General features: G+C 71.0%; 16 protein-coding genes. 4 read left to right on the top strand and 12 right to left on the bottom strand.

The window, feature by feature from the left end:
* Window positions 1-123 precede the first annotated feature (123 nt).
* From pheS to rpmI, 3 genes are all read right to left on the bottom strand, one after another.
* Window positions 124-1,206 (bottom strand): phenylalanine--tRNA ligase subunit alpha, encoded by a 1,083-nt coding sequence (gene pheS / locus D3272_RS16860; protein WP_129220378.1) that lies wholly within the window; start codon window positions 1,204-1,206, stop codon window positions 124-126.
* A 62-nt stretch (window positions 1,207-1,268) separates the two neighbouring features.
* Window positions 1,269-1,643, bottom strand: coding sequence for a 50S ribosomal protein L20 (gene rplT, locus D3272_RS16855; protein ID WP_129220377.1), 375 nt, complete (start codon window positions 1,641-1,643; stop codon window positions 1,269-1,271).
* 52 nt (window positions 1,644-1,695) lie between these two features.
* On the bottom strand, window positions 1,696-1,896 hold the full coding sequence (gene rpmI / locus D3272_RS16850; protein WP_129220376.1) for a 50S ribosomal protein L35: 201 nt from the start codon (window positions 1,894-1,896) through the stop codon (window positions 1,696-1,698).
* 278 nt (window positions 1,897-2,174) lie between these two features.
* Here rpmI and rpsT point away from each other — a divergent pair, with 278 nt between their 5' ends.
* Both rpsT and D3272_RS16840 read left to right on the top strand, forming a co-directional pair.
* The gene (gene rpsT / locus D3272_RS16845; RefSeq protein WP_129220375.1) at window positions 2,175-2,453 is read left to right on the top strand and encodes a 30S ribosomal protein S20; all 279 of its coding nucleotides are present in this window, start codon (window positions 2,175-2,177) and stop codon (window positions 2,451-2,453) included.
* 197 nt (window positions 2,454-2,650) lie between these two features.
* The gene (locus tag D3272_RS16840; protein WP_129220374.1) at window positions 2,651-4,258 is read left to right on the top strand and encodes an L-lactate permease; all 1,608 of its coding nucleotides are present in this window, start codon (window positions 2,651-2,653) and stop codon (window positions 4,256-4,258) included.
* Window positions 4,259-4,277: 19 nt separating this feature from the next.
* On the opposite strand, the gene D3272_RS16835 is transcribed toward D3272_RS16840, so the two are convergent.
* The 5 genes from D3272_RS16835 to glmU form a co-directional block, all read right to left on the bottom strand.
* Window positions 4,278-5,813, bottom strand: a complete 1,536-nt coding sequence (locus D3272_RS16835) for a cryptochrome/photolyase family protein (RefSeq protein WP_129220373.1) — start codon at window positions 5,811-5,813, stop codon at window positions 4,278-4,280.
* 285 nt (window positions 5,814-6,098) lie between these two features.
* Window positions 6,099-7,115, bottom strand: a complete 1,017-nt coding sequence (locus D3272_RS16830; RefSeq protein ID WP_129220372.1) for a hypothetical protein — start codon at window positions 7,113-7,115, stop codon at window positions 6,099-6,101.
* An 88-nt stretch (window positions 7,116-7,203) separates the two neighbouring features.
* A complete protein-coding gene (locus D3272_RS16825; protein WP_129220371.1) occupies window positions 7,204-8,277 on the bottom strand; it encodes a threonine aldolase family protein in 1,074 nt (357 codons plus the stop codon).
* Between the two features lie 114 nt (window positions 8,278-8,391).
* A complete protein-coding gene (gene glmS / locus D3272_RS16820) occupies window positions 8,392-10,218 on the bottom strand; it encodes a glutamine--fructose-6-phosphate transaminase (isomerizing) (RefSeq protein WP_129220370.1) in 1,827 nt (608 codons plus the stop codon).
* 136 nt (window positions 10,219-10,354) lie between these two features.
* Complete coding sequence (gene glmU, locus D3272_RS16815) at window positions 10,355-11,719, bottom strand: bifunctional UDP-N-acetylglucosamine diphosphorylase/glucosamine-1-phosphate N-acetyltransferase GlmU (protein ID WP_129220369.1); 1,365 nt, start codon at window positions 11,717-11,719, stop codon at window positions 10,355-10,357.
* Between the two features lie 207 nt (window positions 11,720-11,926).
* On the opposite strand from glmU, the gene D3272_RS16810 reads away from it, so the two are divergent.
* Both D3272_RS16810 and mdoH read left to right on the top strand, forming a co-directional pair.
* A complete protein-coding gene (locus tag D3272_RS16810) occupies window positions 11,927-13,492 on the top strand; it encodes an OpgD/OpgG family glucan biosynthesis protein (RefSeq protein ID WP_129220368.1) in 1,566 nt (521 codons plus the stop codon).
* Window positions 13,468-15,702, top strand: coding sequence for a glucans biosynthesis glucosyltransferase MdoH (gene mdoH / locus D3272_RS16805; protein ID WP_428978001.1), 2,235 nt, complete (start codon window positions 13,468-13,470; stop codon window positions 15,700-15,702). The genes D3272_RS16810 and mdoH overlap by 25 nt, the downstream gene beginning before the upstream one ends.
* 8 nt (window positions 15,703-15,710) lie before the next feature.
* On the opposite strand, the gene D3272_RS16800 is transcribed toward mdoH, so the two are convergent.
* The 4 genes from D3272_RS16800 to lpdA form a co-directional block, all read right to left on the bottom strand.
* A complete protein-coding gene (locus tag D3272_RS16800; RefSeq protein WP_129220367.1) occupies window positions 15,711-15,935 on the bottom strand; it encodes a hypothetical protein in 225 nt (74 codons plus the stop codon).
* A gap of 6 nt (window positions 15,936-15,941) precedes the next feature.
* Window positions 15,942-16,919, bottom strand: a complete 978-nt coding sequence (gene lipA / locus D3272_RS16795; protein ID WP_129220366.1) for a lipoyl synthase — start codon at window positions 16,917-16,919, stop codon at window positions 15,942-15,944.
* Between the two features lie 86 nt (window positions 16,920-17,005).
* Window positions 17,006-17,305 carry a GlsB/YeaQ/YmgE family stress response membrane protein gene (locus D3272_RS16790; RefSeq protein ID WP_129220365.1) on the bottom strand — a complete coding sequence of 100 codons (300 nt, stop codon included), beginning with the start codon at window positions 17,303-17,305 and terminating at the stop codon, window positions 17,006-17,008.
* 51 nt (window positions 17,306-17,356) lie between these two features.
* Window positions 17,357-18,799, bottom strand: coding sequence for a dihydrolipoyl dehydrogenase (gene lpdA / locus D3272_RS16785; RefSeq protein WP_129220364.1), 1,443 nt, complete (start codon window positions 18,797-18,799; stop codon window positions 17,357-17,359).
* Window positions 18,800-18,831 lie beyond the last annotated feature (32 nt).

Below are 18,831 nucleotides of genomic sequence, written 5' to 3'. Positions count from 1 at the left end.
CTATCTCCTGGATGACGATAGTTCGAACTGCCGCACTCGCCCTGGTTCACGCCGGCGACTCCCGGTCCTGAATGGCGCGAGCGTCCCACGATGTCAGGTGTTTCCACCAGATGCCGATCCGCCCTACCCCGTCAGCCCACCCGCCAGCGTCGGGATGTCGAGCGGGCGGAAGCCGTAGTGGTTGAGCCAGCGCACGTCGGCATCGAAGAAGGGGCGCAGGTCCGGCATGCCGTATTTCAGCATGGCGATGCGGTCGATGCCCATGCCCCAGGCGAAGCCCTGGTACTCATCAGGGTCGATGCCGCAGTGGCGCAGCACATTGGCATGCACCATGCCGCAGCCGAGGATCTCCAGCCAGTCCTCGCCCTCGCCGAAGCGGATCTCGTCGCCGCGGCGGGTGCACTGGATGTCGACCTCCATCGAGGGCTCGGTGAAGGGGAAGAAGGACGGGCGGAAGCGCATCTTGACGCTCTCGACTTCGAAGAAGGCGCGGCAGAACTCCTCCAGCACCCATTTCAGGTTGGCGAGGTTGGCGCGCTTGTCGATCACGAGCCCCTCCACCTGATGGAACATGGGCGTATGGGTCTGGTCCGAATCGCAGCGATAGGTGCGGCCCGGGCAGACGACGCGGATCGGCGGCTTCTGCGCCAGCATGGTGCGAACCTGCACGGGGGACGTGTGGGTGCGCAGCAGGCGACGCTCGCCGTCGGGCTTCGGGTTGAAGAAAAACGTGTCGTGCATCTCCCGCGCCGGATGCCCGACGGGGAAGTTCAGGGCGGTGAAGTTGTAGAAGTCGGTCTCGACGTCCGGCCCCTCGGCGATGGCGAAGCCCATGTCGGCGAAGATGGCGGTGATCTCGTCCGTCACCTGGCTGATCGGGTGCAGGCGCCCGGCCAGCACGGGCGGCTCGCGCACCGGCAGCGACACGTCGAGCGTTTCGGAGGCGAGGCGAGCCAGCAGCGCCTGGGCGGCCAGGGCGTCGCGGCGCGCGCCAAGCGCGGCGGAGACGCGGTCCTTGAGCAGGTTGAGGGCGGCGCCCTTGGTCTTGCGTTCGTCGGGGCTCATGCGCCCCAGCGTCGCCATCAGGGCCGAGACCGACCCCTTCTTGCCGAGCGCCGCGACGCGGACGGCGTCGAGCGCCGCCTCGGTGTCGGCCGCCCCGACCTCGGCCAGGATGGACGTTTCGAGTTCGGCCTCGTCGACCATGGATGTCTCGCTGATCCCTGATGGAAGGGCCGCACCCCTGGTGCGGCCCGGTCTCGTGGCGGTCAGACGGCCGCGGGCGCGGCCGGGAGGGCCGCCTTGGCCTTCTCGACGATGGCCTTGAAGGCCTCGGGCTCCGAGATGGCGAGGTCGGACAGAACCTTGCGGTCGAGTTCGATGCCGGCCTTGTTCAGCCCGTCGATGAAGCGGCTGTAGGTGATGCCGAGCTCGCGCACGGCGGCGTTGAGGCGCTGGATCCACAGGGCGCGGATCGTGCGCTTCTTCACCTTGCGGTCGCGGGTGGCGTACTGCATCGACCGGTCGACCGCCGCCTTGGCGGCCCGGATCGTGTTCTTGCGCCGGCCGTAGAAGCCCTTGGCGGCGTCGAGTGTCTTCTTGTGCTTGGCGTGGGACGTCACGCCGCGTTTTACGCGGGCCATGGATGATCTTTCTCAGGTCTGGAAAGCGAGGATGTGGTGAAAAGCAGGTCGCTCAGGCGTGCGGCAGGAAGTACCGCTTGATGTTGTCGCCGTCCGTCTTGAACAGCACCGCGGTGCCGCGCAGGTTGCGGATCTGCTTGTTGGTCCTCTTGATCATCCCGTGGCGCTTGCCGGCCTGGGCGTAGAGCACCTTGCCGGTACCGGTGACTTTGAAGCGCTTCTTGGCGCCCGACTTGGTCTTCAACTTGGGCATTTGGCTCTCACGGGGCTGCGACCGACTCACGCCGGACAGCCCACCTTGGTTCGAGGACGAGCATAAGGATCGCCACGGCAGCCCTGGCAGGCCGGACGATCCAGTAAGGCGCGCCTTGTAGCGGGAGGTGGCCGGTGGAGCAACCTTTTTCGCGCGTCCGGCAGGTGGCGATTGACGCCGCGGGCGCGATGGCGCTAAGGACAGGGCTTCACGGCGCCACGGCGTCGACATCTGCCGTGGTCCTCCCCTCCGACGGGCCGCAGTTCGGGAACCCAAGAATGGCGAATACCTCCTCGGCCAAGAAGGCCGTCCGCAAGCTCGCACGCCGCACGGCCGTCAACCGCATGCGCCGGAGCGCGATGCGCACGCAGCTTCGCAAGGTCGAAGAAGCGATCGCCAGCGGCGACGCCGCCGCGGCCCGCGAGGCCCTGGTCGCCACGGAATCCGTCGTGATGCGCTCCGCCCAGAAGGGCGTCATCCCGGCCAACACGGCGTCCCGCAAGGTGTCGCGCCTGTCGGCCCGCGTGAAGGCCCTGTCGGCCCAGCCTGCCGCCTGACGCGGGTCGCGTCCGGGGCTCTGCGCGCCCGAGTCGCTTCCCCCCTCATCGGCATCCCATGAAAGGGCGCGTCTCCGGACGCGCCCTTTTGCGTGACGGGCCATCCCCGGCCGGCGCGCCTCGCGCGGCCGAGCCGCATTGCCAAGCCGCCACGCGTCGGACACAATCTCGCCCAAGAAGCTGAAGGGGGAGACACCGTGTTCCATCAATTGCTGACGCCCGTCGGCGACAGCCTCATCCTGTCGTTCCTGGTCGCGGCCCTGCCCATCGCGATCGTTCTCGTGCTGCTGGGCCTGCTGCGCCGCCCCGCCTGGCAGGCGTCCGGGGCCGGGCTCGTCGTGGCCTTCCTGCTGGCGACACTCGTGTGGCGGATGCCCGCAGGCTTGGCGGTCGCTTCCGCGCTAGACGGGATCGTCTTCGCGGTGTGGCCCGTCATGTGGATCGTGGTCAACGCGCTGCTGCTCTACAACGTGTCGGTCTCGTCGGGGCGGTTCGACGCCTTCCGCGACTGGGTGATCGAACACCTCCCCAACGACCGGCGCGTCGTCCTGGTGGTGATCGGCTTCTGTTTCGGCGCGCTGCTCGAGGGCATCTCGGGCTTCGGCACCCCCATCGCCATCACCAGCGCCCTGCTCATCCTGGTCGGCTACGAGCCCATCGAGGCCCTGACCTTCACGCTGATCTTCAACACGGCCCCGGTGGCCTTCGGCGCGCTCGGCGCCCCCGTGACGGTGCTGGGCCAGGTGACGGGCCTCAGCGACGTCACGCTCGGCGCCATGATCGGCCGTCAGTTGCCCTTCTTCGGCCTGCTGCTGCCGTTCTACGTCATGTACGTCTACAGCGGCCGGCGCTCGGTGGCGGCGCTGTGGCCCGTGCTGCTGGTCGCCGGCCTGTCCTTCGCGACCTCGCAGTTCGTCGCCTCGAACTTCGTCGACTACAGGCTCACCGACGTTCTGGCCTCGCTGGGCTCGCTCATCGTGACGATCGCCTTCCTCCAGGTGTGGAAGCCGCGCTTCGACCCGGCCTTCGCCATGGTGCGTCCGGCCGCCATGGGGGCACAAGGCACGCGCGGGCCCGTGGCGTCCTGGCAGGGCTGGATGCCCTGGATCATCGTGGCCGTCATCGTCATCCTGTGGACCAGCTTCGGCGTGCCCAGCATCGGCGCCCAGAAGTTCGAGTGGCCGGGGCTGCACAACGCCGTCTTCATCACGCTCTACGACAAGCCCTATGCGGCCGTTTACGTGTTCCAGCCGCTCACCGGCGGCACCGCCATCCTCGTCGCCACGATCATCACGGCGCTGGCGGTGCGGTTGCCGGTCTCCGAATTCGTGGCCTGCATCGGCCGCACGGCGCGCCAGACCCGGATCGCCATCCTCACGGTGGCGCTGATCGTGGGCTTGGCCTACCTGATGAACTACGCCGGCATGACCTATACGCTCGGCAAGGCCGTGGCCTCGGTCGGCGTCGTCTTCCCGCTGGTGTCGGCCTTCCTCGGCTGGGTCGCGGTATTCCTGTCGGGGTCGGACACGTCGGGCAACGCGCTGTTCGGCAACCTCCAGGCCGTCGCGGCGAACCAGCTCGGCCTGAACCCCGTGCTGATCGCCGCCACCAACTCGTCGGGCGGCGTCATGGGCAAGATGATCTCGCCCCAGAACATCGCCACGGGCGTGTCGGTGACGGACCTCAAGGGCCAGGAAGGCGTGGTCTTCGCCCGCACCTTCAAGCACAGCATCATCCTCACCGTCCTGCTCGGCCTCCTGGTGGTGTTCCAGCAGTACGTGACGCCCTGGATGATCCCGCGATAGGCGAGGGTCGCCCCGCCCTTTAGGCGTAGCCGGTCGGCAGGGCGTCCAGGAAGGCTTCCGCCTCGGCGAGGGTGGCGGCCTTGCGGGCGCCGTCCCAGCCGGCGAGGGTCTGGTACGGCATGGCGAGGCGGGGGTTGCCGGCGAGCGTCTCCGCGTGGCGGATCAGGAAGGCCCAGTAGAGGAGCGTGAACGGGCAGGCGCCCGGGCCGCTCCTCACCTTCGGGCTGTAGCGGCAGCCCCGGCAATAATCCGACATGCGGTCGATATAGGCGCCTCCCGCCGCGTAGGGCTTGGACGCCATCAGCCCGCCGTCGGCGAAGATCGCCATGCCGTGGACGTTGGGCAGCTCGACCCAGTCGTAGGCGTCGGCATAGACGCTGAGGTACCATTCCTCGATCTCGGCGGGGCGGATGCCCGCCAGCAGCGCGAAATTGCCCGTCACCATGAGCCGGTTGATGTGGTGGGCATAGGCCTGGGCGGCGGTGTCGGCGATGGCCTGGCGCAGGCAGTTCATCTCCGTCTCGCCGGTCCAGTACAGGGCCGGCAGGGCCCGCCCGGCGCCGAGCGCGTTGCTGTCGGCATAGTCGGGCATGCGGAGCCAGTAGACGCCGCGCACGAACTCGCGCCAGCCCAGGATCTGGCGCACGAAGCCCTCCACCGCCGCGAGCGGCGCCGTTCCGGCCTCGAAGGACGCGATGGCGGCGGCGCAGACTTCGCGCGCCGTGAGCAGGCCGGCATTGAGGTAGGGCGAGACCGTCGCGTGATGCAGGAAGGCTGCGCCCGCCACCATGGCGTCCTGCGTGGCGCCGAAGTGCGGCAGGCAATCCGCCACGAAATGGTCGAGCGCCGCCAGGGCATCGGCCCGGCTCACCCCCCAGCCGAAGCCGGCGAGCGTGCCGAAGTGCTTCGGGAAGCGCCGCTCGACCAGGGCCAGCACCTCTCGGGTGGCGGCATCGGGGGGGAAGCGCAGGCGCTCGGGCGGCCGCATCCCGGCGGGCCAGGGCCGGCGGTTCTCGGTGTCGAAGTTCCAGCGCCCCCCGGACGGGGCGCCGTCCCGCATCAGCAGGCCGGTGCGCTCGCGCATGGCGCGGTAGAAGGTCTCCATCCGGTACGCGTCGAGGCCCTCGGCCCAGCGGGCGAAATCCACCGTGGTGCAGAAGAAGCGGTCGTCGGGAAGCAGGTGGACCGGCAGGTTGAGCCCGCGGCGCCAGCCCTCGATCATCTCCAGCACCCGGTATTCGCCGGGCTCGGCGATCACGACGGCGTCGGGGAGATGGCGGCGCACCGCCCGCAGGAGTTCGCCCGTGAAGGAGCCGGTATTGGCCGGATCGTCGAGCCGCACATAGTCGACGGCGATGCCCTCGGCGCGCAGGCCGTCGGCGAAATGGCGCATCGCCGACAGGATGAAGGCGATCTTCTGCTTGTGGTGCGGGACGTAGGTCGTCTCCTGCGCCACCTCGACCATCAGGACGGTGTCGGCCTCGGCGTCGAGGCCGCGGAGCGTGGGGATGTCGCGGGTGAGCTGGTCGCCCAGGATGAAGCGGAGTGCGGCCATGAGCAGGGCGGATCCGGCGGGGACGGGTGCCGTCCTGGAGCAGCACGGGCTTCGACGGAACCGCCTTGGCGGTTCCAAGCCGACGAGACTGCTCCCGGATCGGAGCTGGAGCGCATTCGCCGACGGCGAAGCCTCTCAGGCTACCGCGCCGCGGCCTGTGCCGGCTCCGGCACGAGGTCGCAGCCCGGCCCTGCTCCACAGGCGCATGGGACTCGCGCCCGCATGCCCCCTACGTCACTGAGGCCCGCCTGGCTCTCGGCACGAGAGGCGGTCCTCCACGCAGCCTCAGTCGAGCGGCGCCACCGGCACGTCGGCGGGCTTGGGCGGCGCCTTCGCCGGGGTGGCGGGCGCCGGTACCGGACCCGGCGCACCCGTGATGCCGCTCGCGACGGAGCGTACCGGCCGGTTGACGGCCTCCCCGCCGGGGATCGCCAGCGGGTCGGCCATGCGTCGCTGTGCCGGCGCCGGCGCGGGGGCCGGTTCGGCGACGGGGGCTGGAGCGACCGCCGCGGCGGGGGCGCTCGCCACCGCGGGGGCGGGTTGCGGGACGGGAGGCGTCTTGGCGGGGGCGGGTTGTGGGGCGGGCGACGGCGCCGTCGCGACCGGGGACGGCGTCGCGGCGCGGGGTGCCGAGGGGACGAGCGGCGTCGCCTCGACCGCGCCCGGCTCCCGGCCCGGCGACGCCGGGACATCGGGCGTCCTCTCGACGGTGCGGGGGCGCGGCTTCACGGTCCGGATCGGGGGCGGATTGCGCCGCAGCAGGGGTGTTTCGACGCCCTCCGGGTCGGCCTGATCGGGCCTGCCGAGGTCGCCGAGGCGTTGCGGGGGCGCGTCGCGCTCGACCGGCCGGGCGAAGCGGCGGCCCACGTCGGGGATGTCGGCCGGAGGCACGAGCCCGCCATCGTCGCCGCGGGCCGCGAAGCCGCGTTCGGCGTCGCCGCCGCGCCGCATCGGGGCGGCGCCGTTGCCGTCGTCGACGAGGAAGCGCTGGAGGATCTGGGCATCGGCGGCCGCCACGATCAGGCGCTCGCGCTGCCCACGCCCGTCCACGACATCGGCCACGAAGACGCTGCCGTTGCGGCGGAGGGGCGCCAGCACGCGGAAGCCGCGCTGCGCGATGGAGCGGCGGACCTGCTGGGGCGACAGGCCGTCCCAGGTGCCGCCCTCGTCCCAGCCGCCCCAGCCGCCGAAGACCTGCGCCCGGGCCACGCCCGGCACCACGGCGACCGACAGGCCGAGCGCCAGACCGAGCGACAGGACGGCGGCGGCGCGAAGCGAGCGCTTGGCGCGACAATCGATCATGGTTGCGACTCCCTGCGACGCCGGCGACATGACCCGGGACCATGCCCGGGCAATGCGGCGAGGCTGCGATACCCTTTCAGATAGGGCGTCAAGCCTGAACCGCACCTGCACGGGCGGCGACGGCGACGAATTCGTCGACGGCCTCGTCCGCCGTGTCGAAGGCGCAGATCAGCCGCACCATGCGCTCCCCGGCGCCGGGCGCGTCCTGCGCGGCGAGCGAGCGCGTGGTCCAGGGATAGTAGCGCCCGCCCGCGGCCTTCAGCGCATCGTCGACCGCGGCGGGCAGGATCGGGAAGATCTCGTTGGCCTGCACGGGCCAGGGCATGCGGACCCCCGGCACGGCGGCGAGCCCGTCGGCGAGGCGCCGCGCCGCCCGGTTGGCGTGGCGGGCCAGGTCGAGCCAGTGCCCGTCCGTCAGGAAGGCCGCCATCTGGGTGCCGAGGAAGCGCCCCTTGGACACGGTGTGGCCGCCCCGCTTGCGCCGGAACAGCATGTCGCCGGCCCGGGCGGGGTCGAAGAACGTGATGGCTTCGCAGGCGATGGCGCCGTTCTTGGTGGCGCCGAAGGACAGCACGTCGACGCCGGCGCGCCAGGTGATGTCGGCCGGGGCCACGTCCAGCGCCGCCACGGCATTGGCGAAGCGGGCGCCGTCCATGTGCACGGCGACGCCGGCCGCGTGGGCCATGTCGCAGAGCGCGCGGATCTCGTCGGGCGTGTAGAGCGTGCCGGCCTCCGTCACCTGCGACAGCGACAGGGCCGCGGGCTGCACCTGCCGGACGATGCCGCGCGGGAAGCGGGCCAGCGCGGCTTCGAACCCGTCCGGCGTGATCTTGCCGCCCTCGCCCGGGATGCCGACCAGCTTGCCGCCACCGGTGAAGAACTCGGGCGCGCCGCACTCGTCCTCGATGACGTGGGCCTCGAGGTGGCAGAACACGGCCGTGCCGGGGGGCGCCAGCGCCGCCAGCGCCAGGGCGTTGCTGCCCGTCCCGGTGGCGACGAGCACGGCGGCCACGTCGCGCTCGAACACGTCCGACAGCCGCGCCTCCGCCTCCGCCGTCCATGGGTCCATGCCGTAGGGCGCCGCGACGCCCCCGTTTCCCGCCACGATGGCCTGCAGGATCTCGGGGCTGGCGCCCGCGATGTTGTCGCTGGTGAAGTTCATAGGACCCCATGCCGTTGGTCGGGAAGCCGCCGGTGCCGGCCCGGGACGTCGCCGTTCATAGCCGGTTCGGCCGCCCGACGACACCGGGCGTGCCGAACCGCCAGCGACAGCTCGCTATTCGACCGTGACGGATTTGGCGAGGTTGCGCGGCTGGTCGGCGTCCTTCCCCATGAAGACGGCCGTGTGGTAGGCGAGGAGTTGCACCGGCACCGCATAGACGATGGCGGCGAAGGTCGGCGCCATGTCGGGCATGACGATCGACGCGTGGAGCTTCAAGGCGGCGGCCTCGGCCCCGCCCTCGCCGCCGATCAGCACGATGCGGCCGCCGCGCGCCGCCACCTCCTGCATGTTGGACACGGTCTTCTCGAAGACGCCGTCCGGCGGCGCGATGACGATGACGGGGAGGTCCTCGTCGACCAGCGCGATGGGGCCGTGCTTGAGTTCGCCCGCCGCATAGCCTTCGGCGTGGATGTAGCTGAGCTCCTTCAGCTTCAAGGCGCCCTCCAGCGCCAGCGGGAAGGCCGTGCCGCGGCCGAGGTAGAGGACGTCGCGCGCCCGGGCGATGTCGTGGGCCACGCCCTCGATCTGCTTCTCGTGCTTCAGCGCCTCGGCCATCAGGCCGGGGATCGCCAGGAACTCGGCGAGGTGGCGGGCCTCGGCCTCGGCCGACAGGGTGCCGCGCGCCCGGCCGAAGGCCAGGGCCAGGCAGGCCAGCACGGCGAGCTGGCAGGTGAAGGCCTTGGTGGAGGCGACGCCGATCTCGGGCCCGGCCAGCGTCAGGGCCTTGACGTCCGATTCCCGCGCCATGGTGGACGAGGCGACGTTGACGACGCCGACGATCTTCTGCCCCTGCGCCTTGGCGTAGCGCAGCGACGCCAGCGTGTCTGCCGTTTCGCCCGACTGCGAGATCACCAGGGTGACGCCGCCCTGGCTCATGGGCGGCTCGCGGTAGCGGAACTCGGAGGCGACGTCGATGTCGACGGGCAGGCGGGCGATGCGCTCGAACCAGTATTTGGCCGCCAGCCCCGCGATATAGGCGGTGCCGCAGGCCACGATGGTGATGCGGTCGAGCGCCGCGGGGTCGAAGGGCAGGTCGAAGGGCAGCGCGATGCGGCCGGCCGAAAGGTCGGCGTAATGGGCGAGCGTGCGGCCCACCACTTCGGGCTGCTCGTGGATCTCCTTCGCCATGAAGTGGCGATAGTTGCCCTTGTCGATCAGGAAGGCCGAGGCCAGGCTCTTCTGCTTCGGCCGCGAAACGCGGCGGTTCCGCTCGTCGTAGAATTCCACCGACTGGCGCGTCAGCACCACCCAGTCGCCGTCGTCGAGGTAGGAGATCTCGTCGGTGAAGGGCGCGAGCGCCAGCGCGTCCGAGCCGAGATACATCTCGCCGTCGCCGTAGCCCATGGCGAGCGGGGCGCCGCGCCGGGCGCCGATGAGCAGGTCGGTCTCGCCAGCGAAGAGGAAGGCCAGCGCGAAGGCCCCGTGCAGGCGCGGCAGCGCCGCCGCCACGGCCTCGGCCGGCGCCTTGCCGGCGTCGAGCTCGGCCGTGACGAGGTGGGCGACGACCTCGGAATCGGTCTCGGTCGCGAAGTCGTGGCCCTGGGCGGCCAGCTCCGCCCGCAACTCGCGGAAGTTCTCGATGATGCCGTTGTGGACGATGGCGACCCGCGGGGTGGCATGCGGGTGGGCATTGGTTTCGGTCGGCTTGCCGTGGGTGGCCCACCGGGTATGGCCGATGCCGATGGCGCCGCGCAGCGGCTGGTTCGACAGGCGGACTTCGAGGTTCTTCAACTTGCCCGGGGCACGGCGGCGCTCGAGCGCGCCGTCCTCGAGCGTGGCGATGCCGGCCGAGTCGTAGCCGCGATATTCGAGCCGCTTCAGCGCCTCGACGATCTGATCCGCCACCGGGCCCGCGCCCAGGATCCCCACGATGCCGCACATGTCGAACCCTCCGGCCTCACTGCCGACCTGTCTACCCCCGGAAGGCGGCCCGGCGCAAAGTGCAACGGCTGCGATCGTGAACGACCGGTAGCGCCGCGCCCGCCCAGCCCCGCCGCACCGTCTCGGCGGCGGAGCCTCAACCCTGCCGCGCCGCCTTGGCGGCGGCGCGGGCCGCCCGTAGCGCCGCGCCGCGCCCGGCCTTGGTGGTCTGGCGGGCGCGGCCGATCGCGAGGGCGTCCTCGGGTACGTCCTCGGTGACGGTCGAACCCGACGCCACATAGGCGTTGCGGCCGATGCTGACGGGCGCCACCAGCGCCGAGTTCGAGCCGATGAAGGCGCCGGCCCCGATGGCGGTGTGGAACTTGCCGTAACCGTCGTAATTGCATGTGATCGTGCCGGCCCCGATGTTGGCGTCGGCGCCGATGCTGGCATCGCCGATGTAGCTGAGGTGGCTCACCTTGGCGCCCGCGCCGATATCGGCGCTCTTGACCTCGACGAAATTTCCCACCTTGGCGCCCTGCCCCAGCACGGCGCCGGGCCTCAGCCTGGCATGGGGGCCGACATTCGCCTGGGGGCCGACGCGCGCGCCTTCGAGGTGCGAGAAGGCATGGATTACGGCGCCCTCGGCGACGCTGACGCCGGGGCCGAACACCACGTGCGGCTCCACCGTCACGTCGCGCCCAAAGGCCGTGTCGTGGCTGAGGAACACCGTGTCGGGCGCCTGCAGGGTCACGCCGGCCCGCATGGCGGCGAGGCGCAGCCGGGCCTGGAAGGCGGCCTCGGCGGCGGCGAGCTGCACGCGGTCGTTGACGCCCATGGCGTCCCGCTCCGGGCAGGACAGGGCGAGGCAGCGGCGGCCGTCGGCGCGGGTGAGCTCCACGGCTTCGGTGAGGTAGAACTCCCCCTGGGCGTTGTCGCAACCGATGCGGCCGAGCAGGTCCAGCGCGGTCGCGCCGTCGAAGGCCATGGGGCCGGCGAAGCACAGCGTGACGGCCCGCTCCTCAGCGCTCGCGTCCTTGTGTTCGCGGATGGCGACGAGCGCGCCGTCGCGGGTGAGGAGGCGGCCGTAGCCGGTGGGGTCGGCGGCCGAGAAGCCCAGCGCCACGAGGCCGGCGCCCTCGGCCAGCCCGTCCCGCATGGCGGCCAGCGTCCCGGGCGCGATCAGCGGCACGTCGGCGAAGAGCACCAGCACGTCGTCGTAGCCGCGGGCGATCGCGTCCCGCGCCGCCAGCACGGCATGGGCGGTGCCGAGCCGCTCGGCCTGCACGGCGACCTCGGCGCCCGGGAAGGCGCGCCGCGCTTCCGCCGCCACGTCGTCCCGGCCGGGCCCCACCACCACCACCACGGCTTCGGCCGACGCTTCCGCAACCGCGGCGAGCACGTGGGCCAGCATGCTCCGCCCGGCGAGGCGGTGGAGCACCTTCGGCGTGGCGGAGCGCATGCGCGTTCCCTCGCCCGCCGCCAGCACCACCGCGAGGCACCGTCTCGCTTCCGCAACCATGTCGTCGTCCTCCGCGCCGCCGGACCCTTCTTCCCCCAAGGTTAACAGCGGATTGAGGCGAAGCGGGGCCGCCGCCCCGAGGCCGGGATAGGGTGAAGATTCGCCTCGCGGGGCGCGGGATATCGGCTATAGGATGGCCCGTGGCCGGCGGCGCCGGGTGGCGGCGCTCCGTCCGCGCTCGATCCGTGTTCTCCTCACAGATGGCCGATGCTGCTCCGCCGGGATCTCTTGAAATGGGCCGCCTCCGGGCTCGGCGCGGGTTTGACGCCGGCTGCCGCCGAATCGACCGCCGCCCAGCCGCAGGCCGGCACGGCGGTCGCGGCGCCGCAGGGCTCGACGCCCGCCGCCCCCGCCTTCGATTTCGCCGCCGTGGTCGACCGCGCGCGGGCGCTCGCCAAGGCGCCGCACGAGACGGGCGCCGCGCCCCTGCCGGGCGCCTTCGCCAACCTGCCCTACGACCAATACGTGTCGATCCGGCCGCGGGCCGGGACAGCCGTCTGGGCCGACGACAACGTCGGCTTCGCCATCGAGCCGCTGCACCGGGGGTTCCTGTTCACCGCCCCCATGGCCATCAACGTCGTGGAGGGCGGCACGTCGCGCCGCCTCGCCTATGCGGCCCACCAGTTCGATTTCGGCAAGGTGCAGCCGCCGGCCGACCTCGGCGACATCGGCTTCTCGGGCTTCCGCGTGCTCCACGCCCGCAGCGGCAAGGGCCTCGTCGATTCGGCCATCTTCCAGGGCGCGAGCTTCTTCCGCGCCCTGGCCAACGGCCAGAACTTCGGGCTCTCGGCGCGGGCCCTGATGATCCGCACCGCCGACCCGCGCGGCGAGGAGTTCCCGGCGATCCGCGAAGTCTGGATCGAGAAGCCGACCCTCGCCAACGACATGCTGGTGATCAACGCCCTCGTCGATTCGGAGAGCATGACGGGCGCCTACCGCTTCACGCTGCGGCCGGGCGAGATCGCCATCGTGGACACCGAATGCACGCTGTTCTCGCGCAGCGCGGCCGATTTCTACGGCCTCGGCGGCATGACCGCCATGTATCTCTTCGGCCCGACCAGCCGGCGCGGCAGCGAGGACGTGCGCCTCGGCGCCTATGACGTCACGGGCCTGCAGATCCTGAACGGCAACGGCGAATGGCTGTGGCGCCCCGTGTCCAACCCGGCGACCCTGCAGGTGTCGGTGTTCGTCGACGCCAACCCGCGCGGCTTCGGCCTGCTGCAGCGCCAGCGCAACTTCGACCTGCTGCAGGACGACGAGCAGCATTGGGAGCTGCGCCCCTCGCTGTGGATCGAGCCCATCAACGATTGGGGCGAGGGCAGCGTCGAACTGGTCGAGATCCCGACCGACACCGAGAACAACGACAACATCCTGTGCTTCTGGCGCCCGAAGGCGGTGCTGGATCCCGCCGCCGAAGTGTCCTTCTCCTACCGGCAGTTCTGGTGCTGGACGCCGCCCGACAGGCCGCCCCTGGCGGTCGTCACCGACACCCGCATCGGCCGGCTCGGCACCGGCAGGAAGCGGCGCTTCGTGGTCGAGTTCACCGCCGACATGTTCGCCGACCCCGCCCGCATCGTCGACATGAAGCCCGTGCTCACCGCCTCGGTGGGCGCGGTGACGCCGGCCCGGACGTTCCTGTCCCGGGAACACAAGACCTGCCGCCTGCTGTTCGACGTGGATTTCGGCGGCGACACCCTGTCGGAACTGCGGCTGGTGCTGGAACTGGGCGGCAAGCCCGTGAGCGAGACATGGCTGTATCGATGGACGGCGTGATGGACGCGGATCCGGGCCGAGCCGCGCCCGACGCCCAGCAGGACCGGCCCGTGATGGACCTCGATTCGATCCTCGCCGTGCCGGCCATGCCGGAGGAGCGACCGACCGAGATGCCGACGCAGTCGCTGCGGCACTTCGATCGCCGGAGCCGCCGCGGCTGGGCCAACCCCATCCACCGCTCCGTCCCCTGGCTCGCCCGCCTCGTCGTCTTCGGCGGCGGCGCGGCCCTGCTGGGGTTCGGCATCGAGGAGATGTGGCGCGTCGTCAACGTCGGCGAGGTGACGCTGCTGAAGTGGATCCTGGTGGCGCTCTTCGTCGCCAACTTCTCCTGGATCGCGCTGTCCTTCGCCAGCGCCGTCGTGGGCTTCGCCTGGCTGGTGTTCTTCGCCCCGCGCCGGCCGCCCATGCCGACGGCGCTGGGCGGCATGACGGCCGTGGTGATGCCGATCTACAACGAGGCGCCGAGCCGCATCTTCGGTGCCCTGCAGGCCATCTGCGAGGACGTCGCCGCGACCGGGCTCGGCGCGCACTTCCACTATTTCTTCCTGTCCGACACGACCGACCCGGATGTGTGGGTGGCGGAGGAACGCGCGCTGGTGGCGCTGCGGGACCGGCTGCGCGGCAAGGCCGAGGTTTATTACCGGCACCGCCCCAAGAACACGAACCGCAAGGCCGGCAACATCGCCGACTTCGTCACCCGCTGGGGCGGCGCCTATCCCCAGATGGTGGTGCTGGACGCCGACAGCCTGATGACGGCCCACAGCATCGTGACGCTGGCGGCCGCCATGGAGGCCGACCCCGACGCCGGCATCATCCAGACGCTGCCGCTCATCATCAACCGCAACACGCTCTTCGCCCGGCTGCAGCAGTTCGCCGCCCGCATCCACGGCCCCGTCATCGCCGCCGGGCTGTCGGTGTGGATGGGGCGCGACGGCAATTACTGGGGCCACAACGCCATCATCCGCACGCAGGCCTTCGCCGACCATTGCGGGCTGCCGCACCTGTCGGGCAGGCCGCCGCTCGGCGGCCACATCCTCAGCCACGACTTCGTCGAGGCGGCGCTGATCCGCCGCGCCGGCTGGGCCGTCTACATGCTGCCGGTGCTGGGCGGCTCCTTCGAGGAAAGCCCGCCCTCCCTCATCGACCTCGCGGCACGCGACCGGCGCTGGTGCCAGGGCAACCTGCAGCACGCGCGCGTCATGTGGGCCAGTGGCTTCCACCTCGCCTCGCGGCAGCACTTCGCCACCGGCATCATGGGCTACGTGGCCTCGCCGCTGTGGATGGCGCAGCTCCTCGTCGGCATCGTGCTGGTGCTGCAGTCCGCCTACATCCGCCCCGAATATTTCACGCAGGACTTTTCCCTCTTCCCCGCCTGGCCGCGCTTCGACGCGCAGCGCGCGCTCGACCTCTTCGGCATCACCATGGCGGTGCTGCTGGCCCCGAAGCTCTTCGGCCTGCTCATCGCGCTCGGCCAGCGCGACACGCGGCGCGGCAGCGGCGGGGCGCTGGGGCTCATCGTGTCCACGCTGGTCGAGATCGTGATGTCGTCGCTGCTGGCGCCCATCATGATGCTGATCCAGTCGGGCTCGGTGATGCAGATCCTGCTCGGCCGCGATACGGGCTGGAACCCGCAACGCCGCGACGACGGCTCGATCCCGCTCGGCGACATCGTGCGCCGCCACCGCTCGCACGTGATCCTGGGCTTCATCACGCTGGTGGCGGGCTTCCTCATCGCGCCCTCGCTGGTGGCCTGGATGTCGCCCACCATCGCCGGGCTGATCCTGGCCATCCCGCTGTCCTGGGCGAGCGGGCAGCGCTCCATCGGCCTGTTCCTCAAGCGCATCGGCCTGCTGCGCACGCCCGAGGAGACGACCCCGCCCGAGATCGCCGTGAGGGCCAACGTGCTGGCGCGCGAACTCGCCCAGGCCGGATACGACGTGACGGACGGCATCTCGGCGCTCCACGCCAGCCGCGAACTGCGCGTGCTGCACGAGGCCTACCTGCCGGCCGCCGCGCCCCGCAAGCGCGGCACCATCGACCACGACGCCGTGATGGCCCGGGCCAAGCTGGCCGACGCCCGCACGGTCGAGGAAGCCGAAGCCTGGCTGAACCGCAAGGAGCGCACGGCCGTGCTCAACGACCGGGACCTCATCGGCCACGTGGCCCGCCTACCCAGCGCCGACATGCAGGCGGCCGTCGCGGGGGAGTGACGGACCCGTCACGTGGGGCGGGTGATGCGGTGGACCAGGTCGGCACGGTTCCAGCCGAGGTGGACGTCGGCGATCTCGCGCGAACCGGTCGACGAGGCCTTCGTCGACGGGCAGGCGGCGAGCCGGACGGCGGCACCGCTCAGGTTCTGTGGTGGACCCCGACCCGTACATGACGGCCCGCCGGAAACGTCGAGATCAGCCTCGTCGTTTCCCGGAAGCGGGCATTCGCTCACGCCCCCTCAGGCCGCCGCCCGCTCCCGCCGCGCCGCCTGGAGACGCTTGAAGTCGTCGCCCGCGTGGTGGGACGAGCGCGTCAGCGGCGAAGCCGAGACGACGAGGAAGCCCTTGGCCAGCGCCACGGTCTCGTAGGCCTTGAAGGCGTCGGGCGTGACGAAGCTCTTCACGGGGTGATGCTTCCTGGTCGGCTGCAGGTACTGGCCGATCGTGAGGAAGTCGATCTCGGCCGAGCGCATGTCGTCCATCACCTGCAGCACCTCGGTGCGCTCCTCCCCCAGGCCGACCATGATGCCCGACTTGGTGAAGATGCCGGCGTCGAGGTCCTTCACGCGCTGCAGCAGCCGCAGCGAGTGGAAGTAGCGGGCGCCGGGGCGGACCGAGAGATACAGCGACGGCACGGTCTCGAGGTTGTGGTTGAACACGTCGGGCCGGGCCTCGACGACGGTCTCCAGCGCCCCGGGCTTACGCAGGAAGTCCGGCGTCAGCACCTCGATGGTGGTGCCGGGCGCGAGGCGGCGGATGGCCCGGATGGTGCGGGCGAAATGCTCGGCGCCGCCGTCGGCGAGGTCGTCGCGGTCGACCGACGTCACCACGACGTGGTGCAGGCCGAGCTTGGCCACCGCCTCGCCGATATGGTCGGGCTCGGCCGCGTCGAGCGCGCCCGGCAGGCCGGTGCGCACGTTGCAGAAGGCGCAGGCCCGCGTGCAGGTGTCGCCCATGATCATGAAGGTGGCGTGCTTCTTGGTCCAGCACTCGCCGATGTTGGGGCAGCCAGCCTCCTCGCACACCGTGACGAGCCCGTGCTCCTTCACGATGCCGTGGGTTTCGGCGAAGCCCGCCGAGCCCGGCGCCTTGACGCGGATCCAGTCGGGCTTCTTCAGCACGGGCTGGTCCGGACGATGCGCCTTCTCGGGGTGACGCGGGGCGGCCCCGCCACTCCTGTTGCGCGGGTCGCCGTTGAGAAGATCGAGCACCAGCATGGGGAAGCCTCCACCCCTTATCTAAGCGACCGCAAGCGCCGCCACCACCACCACGACGGCGCCGAGCGTCGCCATGACGACGTCCGTCACCAGAGCGCTTTCGCCTTCGGCGAATCCGCTCCAGCTCCAAGTCGAGAGCAGTTCATCGGCTTGGAGCCGCCGAGGCGACCCGGAGAAAGCCGATACTGCTCCAGCGGGTCGCGGAACGGCAGCACGACGCCGAAGGCCCGGAGCAGGACGGCGCCCACCACGGCGCCGACCAGACCCGTGACGAGGTCACGCCACAGGCCCCCGCCGCCCAGGCTGAGGCTGGCGAGCCAGCCTGCCACGAGGCCGATGAGCAGGATGGCGACGACGTTGGTGGTGTGGAGCGAGGCGAACAGCATGGGTCCGGTGGGTCGGTGAGGGCGGGCCGGCGGGGATGCGGCCGCACCCGGTCAGGTGTGGACCACGCGGCCGTAGGCGTCGAGCACCGCCTCGTGCATGGTTTCCGACAGGGTCGGGTGCGGGAACACCGTGTTGATGAGGTCTTCCTCGGTGGTCTCGAGGTTCATGGCGACGACGAAGCCCTGGATCAGCTCCGTCACCTCCGCCCCCACCATGTGGGCGCCGAGGAGCTGCCCGGTCTCGGCGTCGAAGATGGTCTTGACCATGCCCTCGGGCTCGCCGAGCGCGATGGCCTTGCCGTTGCCGACGAAGGGGAAGCGGCCGACCTTGAGCTTGTGGCCGGCCTCCTTGGCCTTGGCTTCGGTGAGGCCCACCGAGGCGATCTGCGGCTGGCAATAGGTGCAGCCCGGGATCATGGCGCGGTCGAGCGCGTGGGTGTGCAGGCCCTTGATGGTTTCGACGCAGATCACGCCCTCGTGCTCGGCCTTGTGGGCCAGCATGGGGGGGCCGGCGATGTCGCCGATGGCGTAGATGCCCGCCACGTTGGTGCGGCCGTGGCCGTCGGTCGCGACGGTGTTGCGCTCCACCTTCACGCCGAGCGCTTCGAGCCCGAGGTTCTCGGTGTTGCCGACGACGCCGACCGCCGAGATCATGCGGTCGGCCGTGATCCGGGACGTGCCGCCCTTGCCGTCGTCGACCGTGGCGGTGATGGAATCGGCGCCCTTCTCGACGCCCGTGACCTTGGCGCCCGTGATGATCTTGATGCCCATCTTCTCGAAGCGCTTGCGGGCGAAGGCCGCGATCTCGGCGTCCTCGACGGGGAGGATCTGCGGCAGGACCTCGACGATCGTGACCTCGGCGCCCATGGCGCGGTAGAAGTAGGCGAACTCGACCCCGATGGCCCCCGAGCCCATGACGAGCAGGGACTTCGGGAAGCTCTTCGGCACCATGGCCTCGTAATAGGTCCAGATCAGCTTGCCGTCCGGCTCGAGGCCGGGCAGCGCGCGCGGGCGGGCGCCGGTCGCCAGGATGATATGCTTGGCCGTGTAGGTGCCGGCCGCCTTGGCGCCCTTGGGCGGGGGCACGGGGGCGCCGCCGAGCGCCGACCTGGTCGCGGGCTTCACGGCGATCTCGCCGACCTTGGCGACCGTGGCCTCGCCCCAGATGACGTCGACCTTGTTCTTCTTCAGCAGGAAGCCGACGCCGCCCGACAGCTGCGCCGACACGCCGCGCGAGCGACCCACCACCTTGGACAGGTCGAAACCGACGCCCTGCGCCGACAGCCCGTAGGCCTCGGCATGCTGCATGTTGTGGTAGATCTCGGCCGAGCGCAGCAGCGCCTTGGTGGGGATGCAGCCCCAGTTGAGGCAGATGCCGCCGAGGTGCTCACGGTCCACGACGGCCGTCTTGAAGCCGAGCTGCGCGGCCCGGATGGCGGTGACGTAGCCGCCGGGACCGGCCCCCACCACGATGATGTCGTATGCGTCAGCCATGGCGTCGCGCTCCCGGGCGATGTTCGGATCGT

Origin of the sequence: Lichenibacterium ramalinae (assembly GCF_004137085.1) — a bacterium.
Classification (GTDB): Bacteria; Pseudomonadota; Alphaproteobacteria; order Rhizobiales; family Beijerinckiaceae; genus Lichenihabitans; species Lichenihabitans ramalinae.
Note: the sequence above shows the minus strand (reverse complement) of the source record. Positions and strands in the feature narration are given on the sequence as shown.

What these genes read in the sequence shown, in the direction of transcription:
- pheS (WP_129220378.1), bottom strand. Translation starts at nt 1,206, where the DNA reads ATGGTCGACGAGGCCGAACTCGAAACGTCCATCCTGGCCGAGGTCGGG.
- rplT (WP_129220377.1), bottom strand. Translation starts at nt 1,643, where the DNA reads ATGGCCCGCGTAAAACGCGGCGTGACGTCCCACGCCAAGCACAAGAAG.
- rpmI (WP_129220376.1), bottom strand. Translation starts at nt 1,896, where the DNA reads ATGCCCAAGTTGAAGACCAAGTCGGGCGCCAAGAAGCGCTTCAAAGTC.
- rpsT (WP_129220375.1), top strand. Translation starts at nt 2,175, where the DNA reads ATGGCGAATACCTCCTCGGCCAAGAAGGCCGTCCGCAAGCTCGCACGC.
- D3272_RS16835 (WP_129220373.1), bottom strand. Translation starts at nt 5,813, where the DNA reads ATGGCCGCACTCCGCTTCATCCTGGGCGACCAGCTCACCCGCGACATC.
- D3272_RS16830 (WP_129220372.1), bottom strand. Translation starts at nt 7,115, where the DNA reads ATGATCGATTGTCGCGCCAAGCGCTCGCTTCGCGCCGCCGCCGTCCTG.
- D3272_RS16825 (WP_129220371.1), bottom strand. Translation starts at nt 8,277, where the DNA reads ATGAACTTCACCAGCGACAACATCGCGGGCGCCAGCCCCGAGATCCTG.
- glmS (WP_129220370.1), bottom strand. Translation starts at nt 10,218, where the DNA reads ATGTGCGGCATCGTGGGGATCCTGGGCGCGGGCCCGGTGGCGGATCAG.
- glmU (WP_129220369.1), bottom strand. Translation starts at nt 11,719, where the DNA reads ATGGTTGCGGAAGCGAGACGGTGCCTCGCGGTGGTGCTGGCGGCGGGC.
- D3272_RS16810 (WP_129220368.1), top strand. Translation starts at nt 11,927, where the DNA reads ATGCTGCTCCGCCGGGATCTCTTGAAATGGGCCGCCTCCGGGCTCGGC.
- mdoH (WP_428978001.1), top strand. Translation starts at nt 13,468, where the DNA reads ATGGCTGTATCGATGGACGGCGTGATGGACGCGGATCCGGGCCGAGCC.
- lipA (WP_129220366.1), bottom strand. Translation starts at nt 16,919, where the DNA reads ATGCTGGTGCTCGATCTTCTCAACGGCGACCCGCGCAACAGGAGTGGC.
- D3272_RS16790 (WP_129220365.1), bottom strand. Translation starts at nt 17,305, where the DNA reads ATGCTGTTCGCCTCGCTCCACACCACCAACGTCGTCGCCATCCTGCTC.
- lpdA (WP_129220364.1), bottom strand. Translation starts at nt 18,799, where the DNA reads ATGGCTGACGCATACGACATCATCGTGGTGGGGGCCGGTCCCGGCGGC.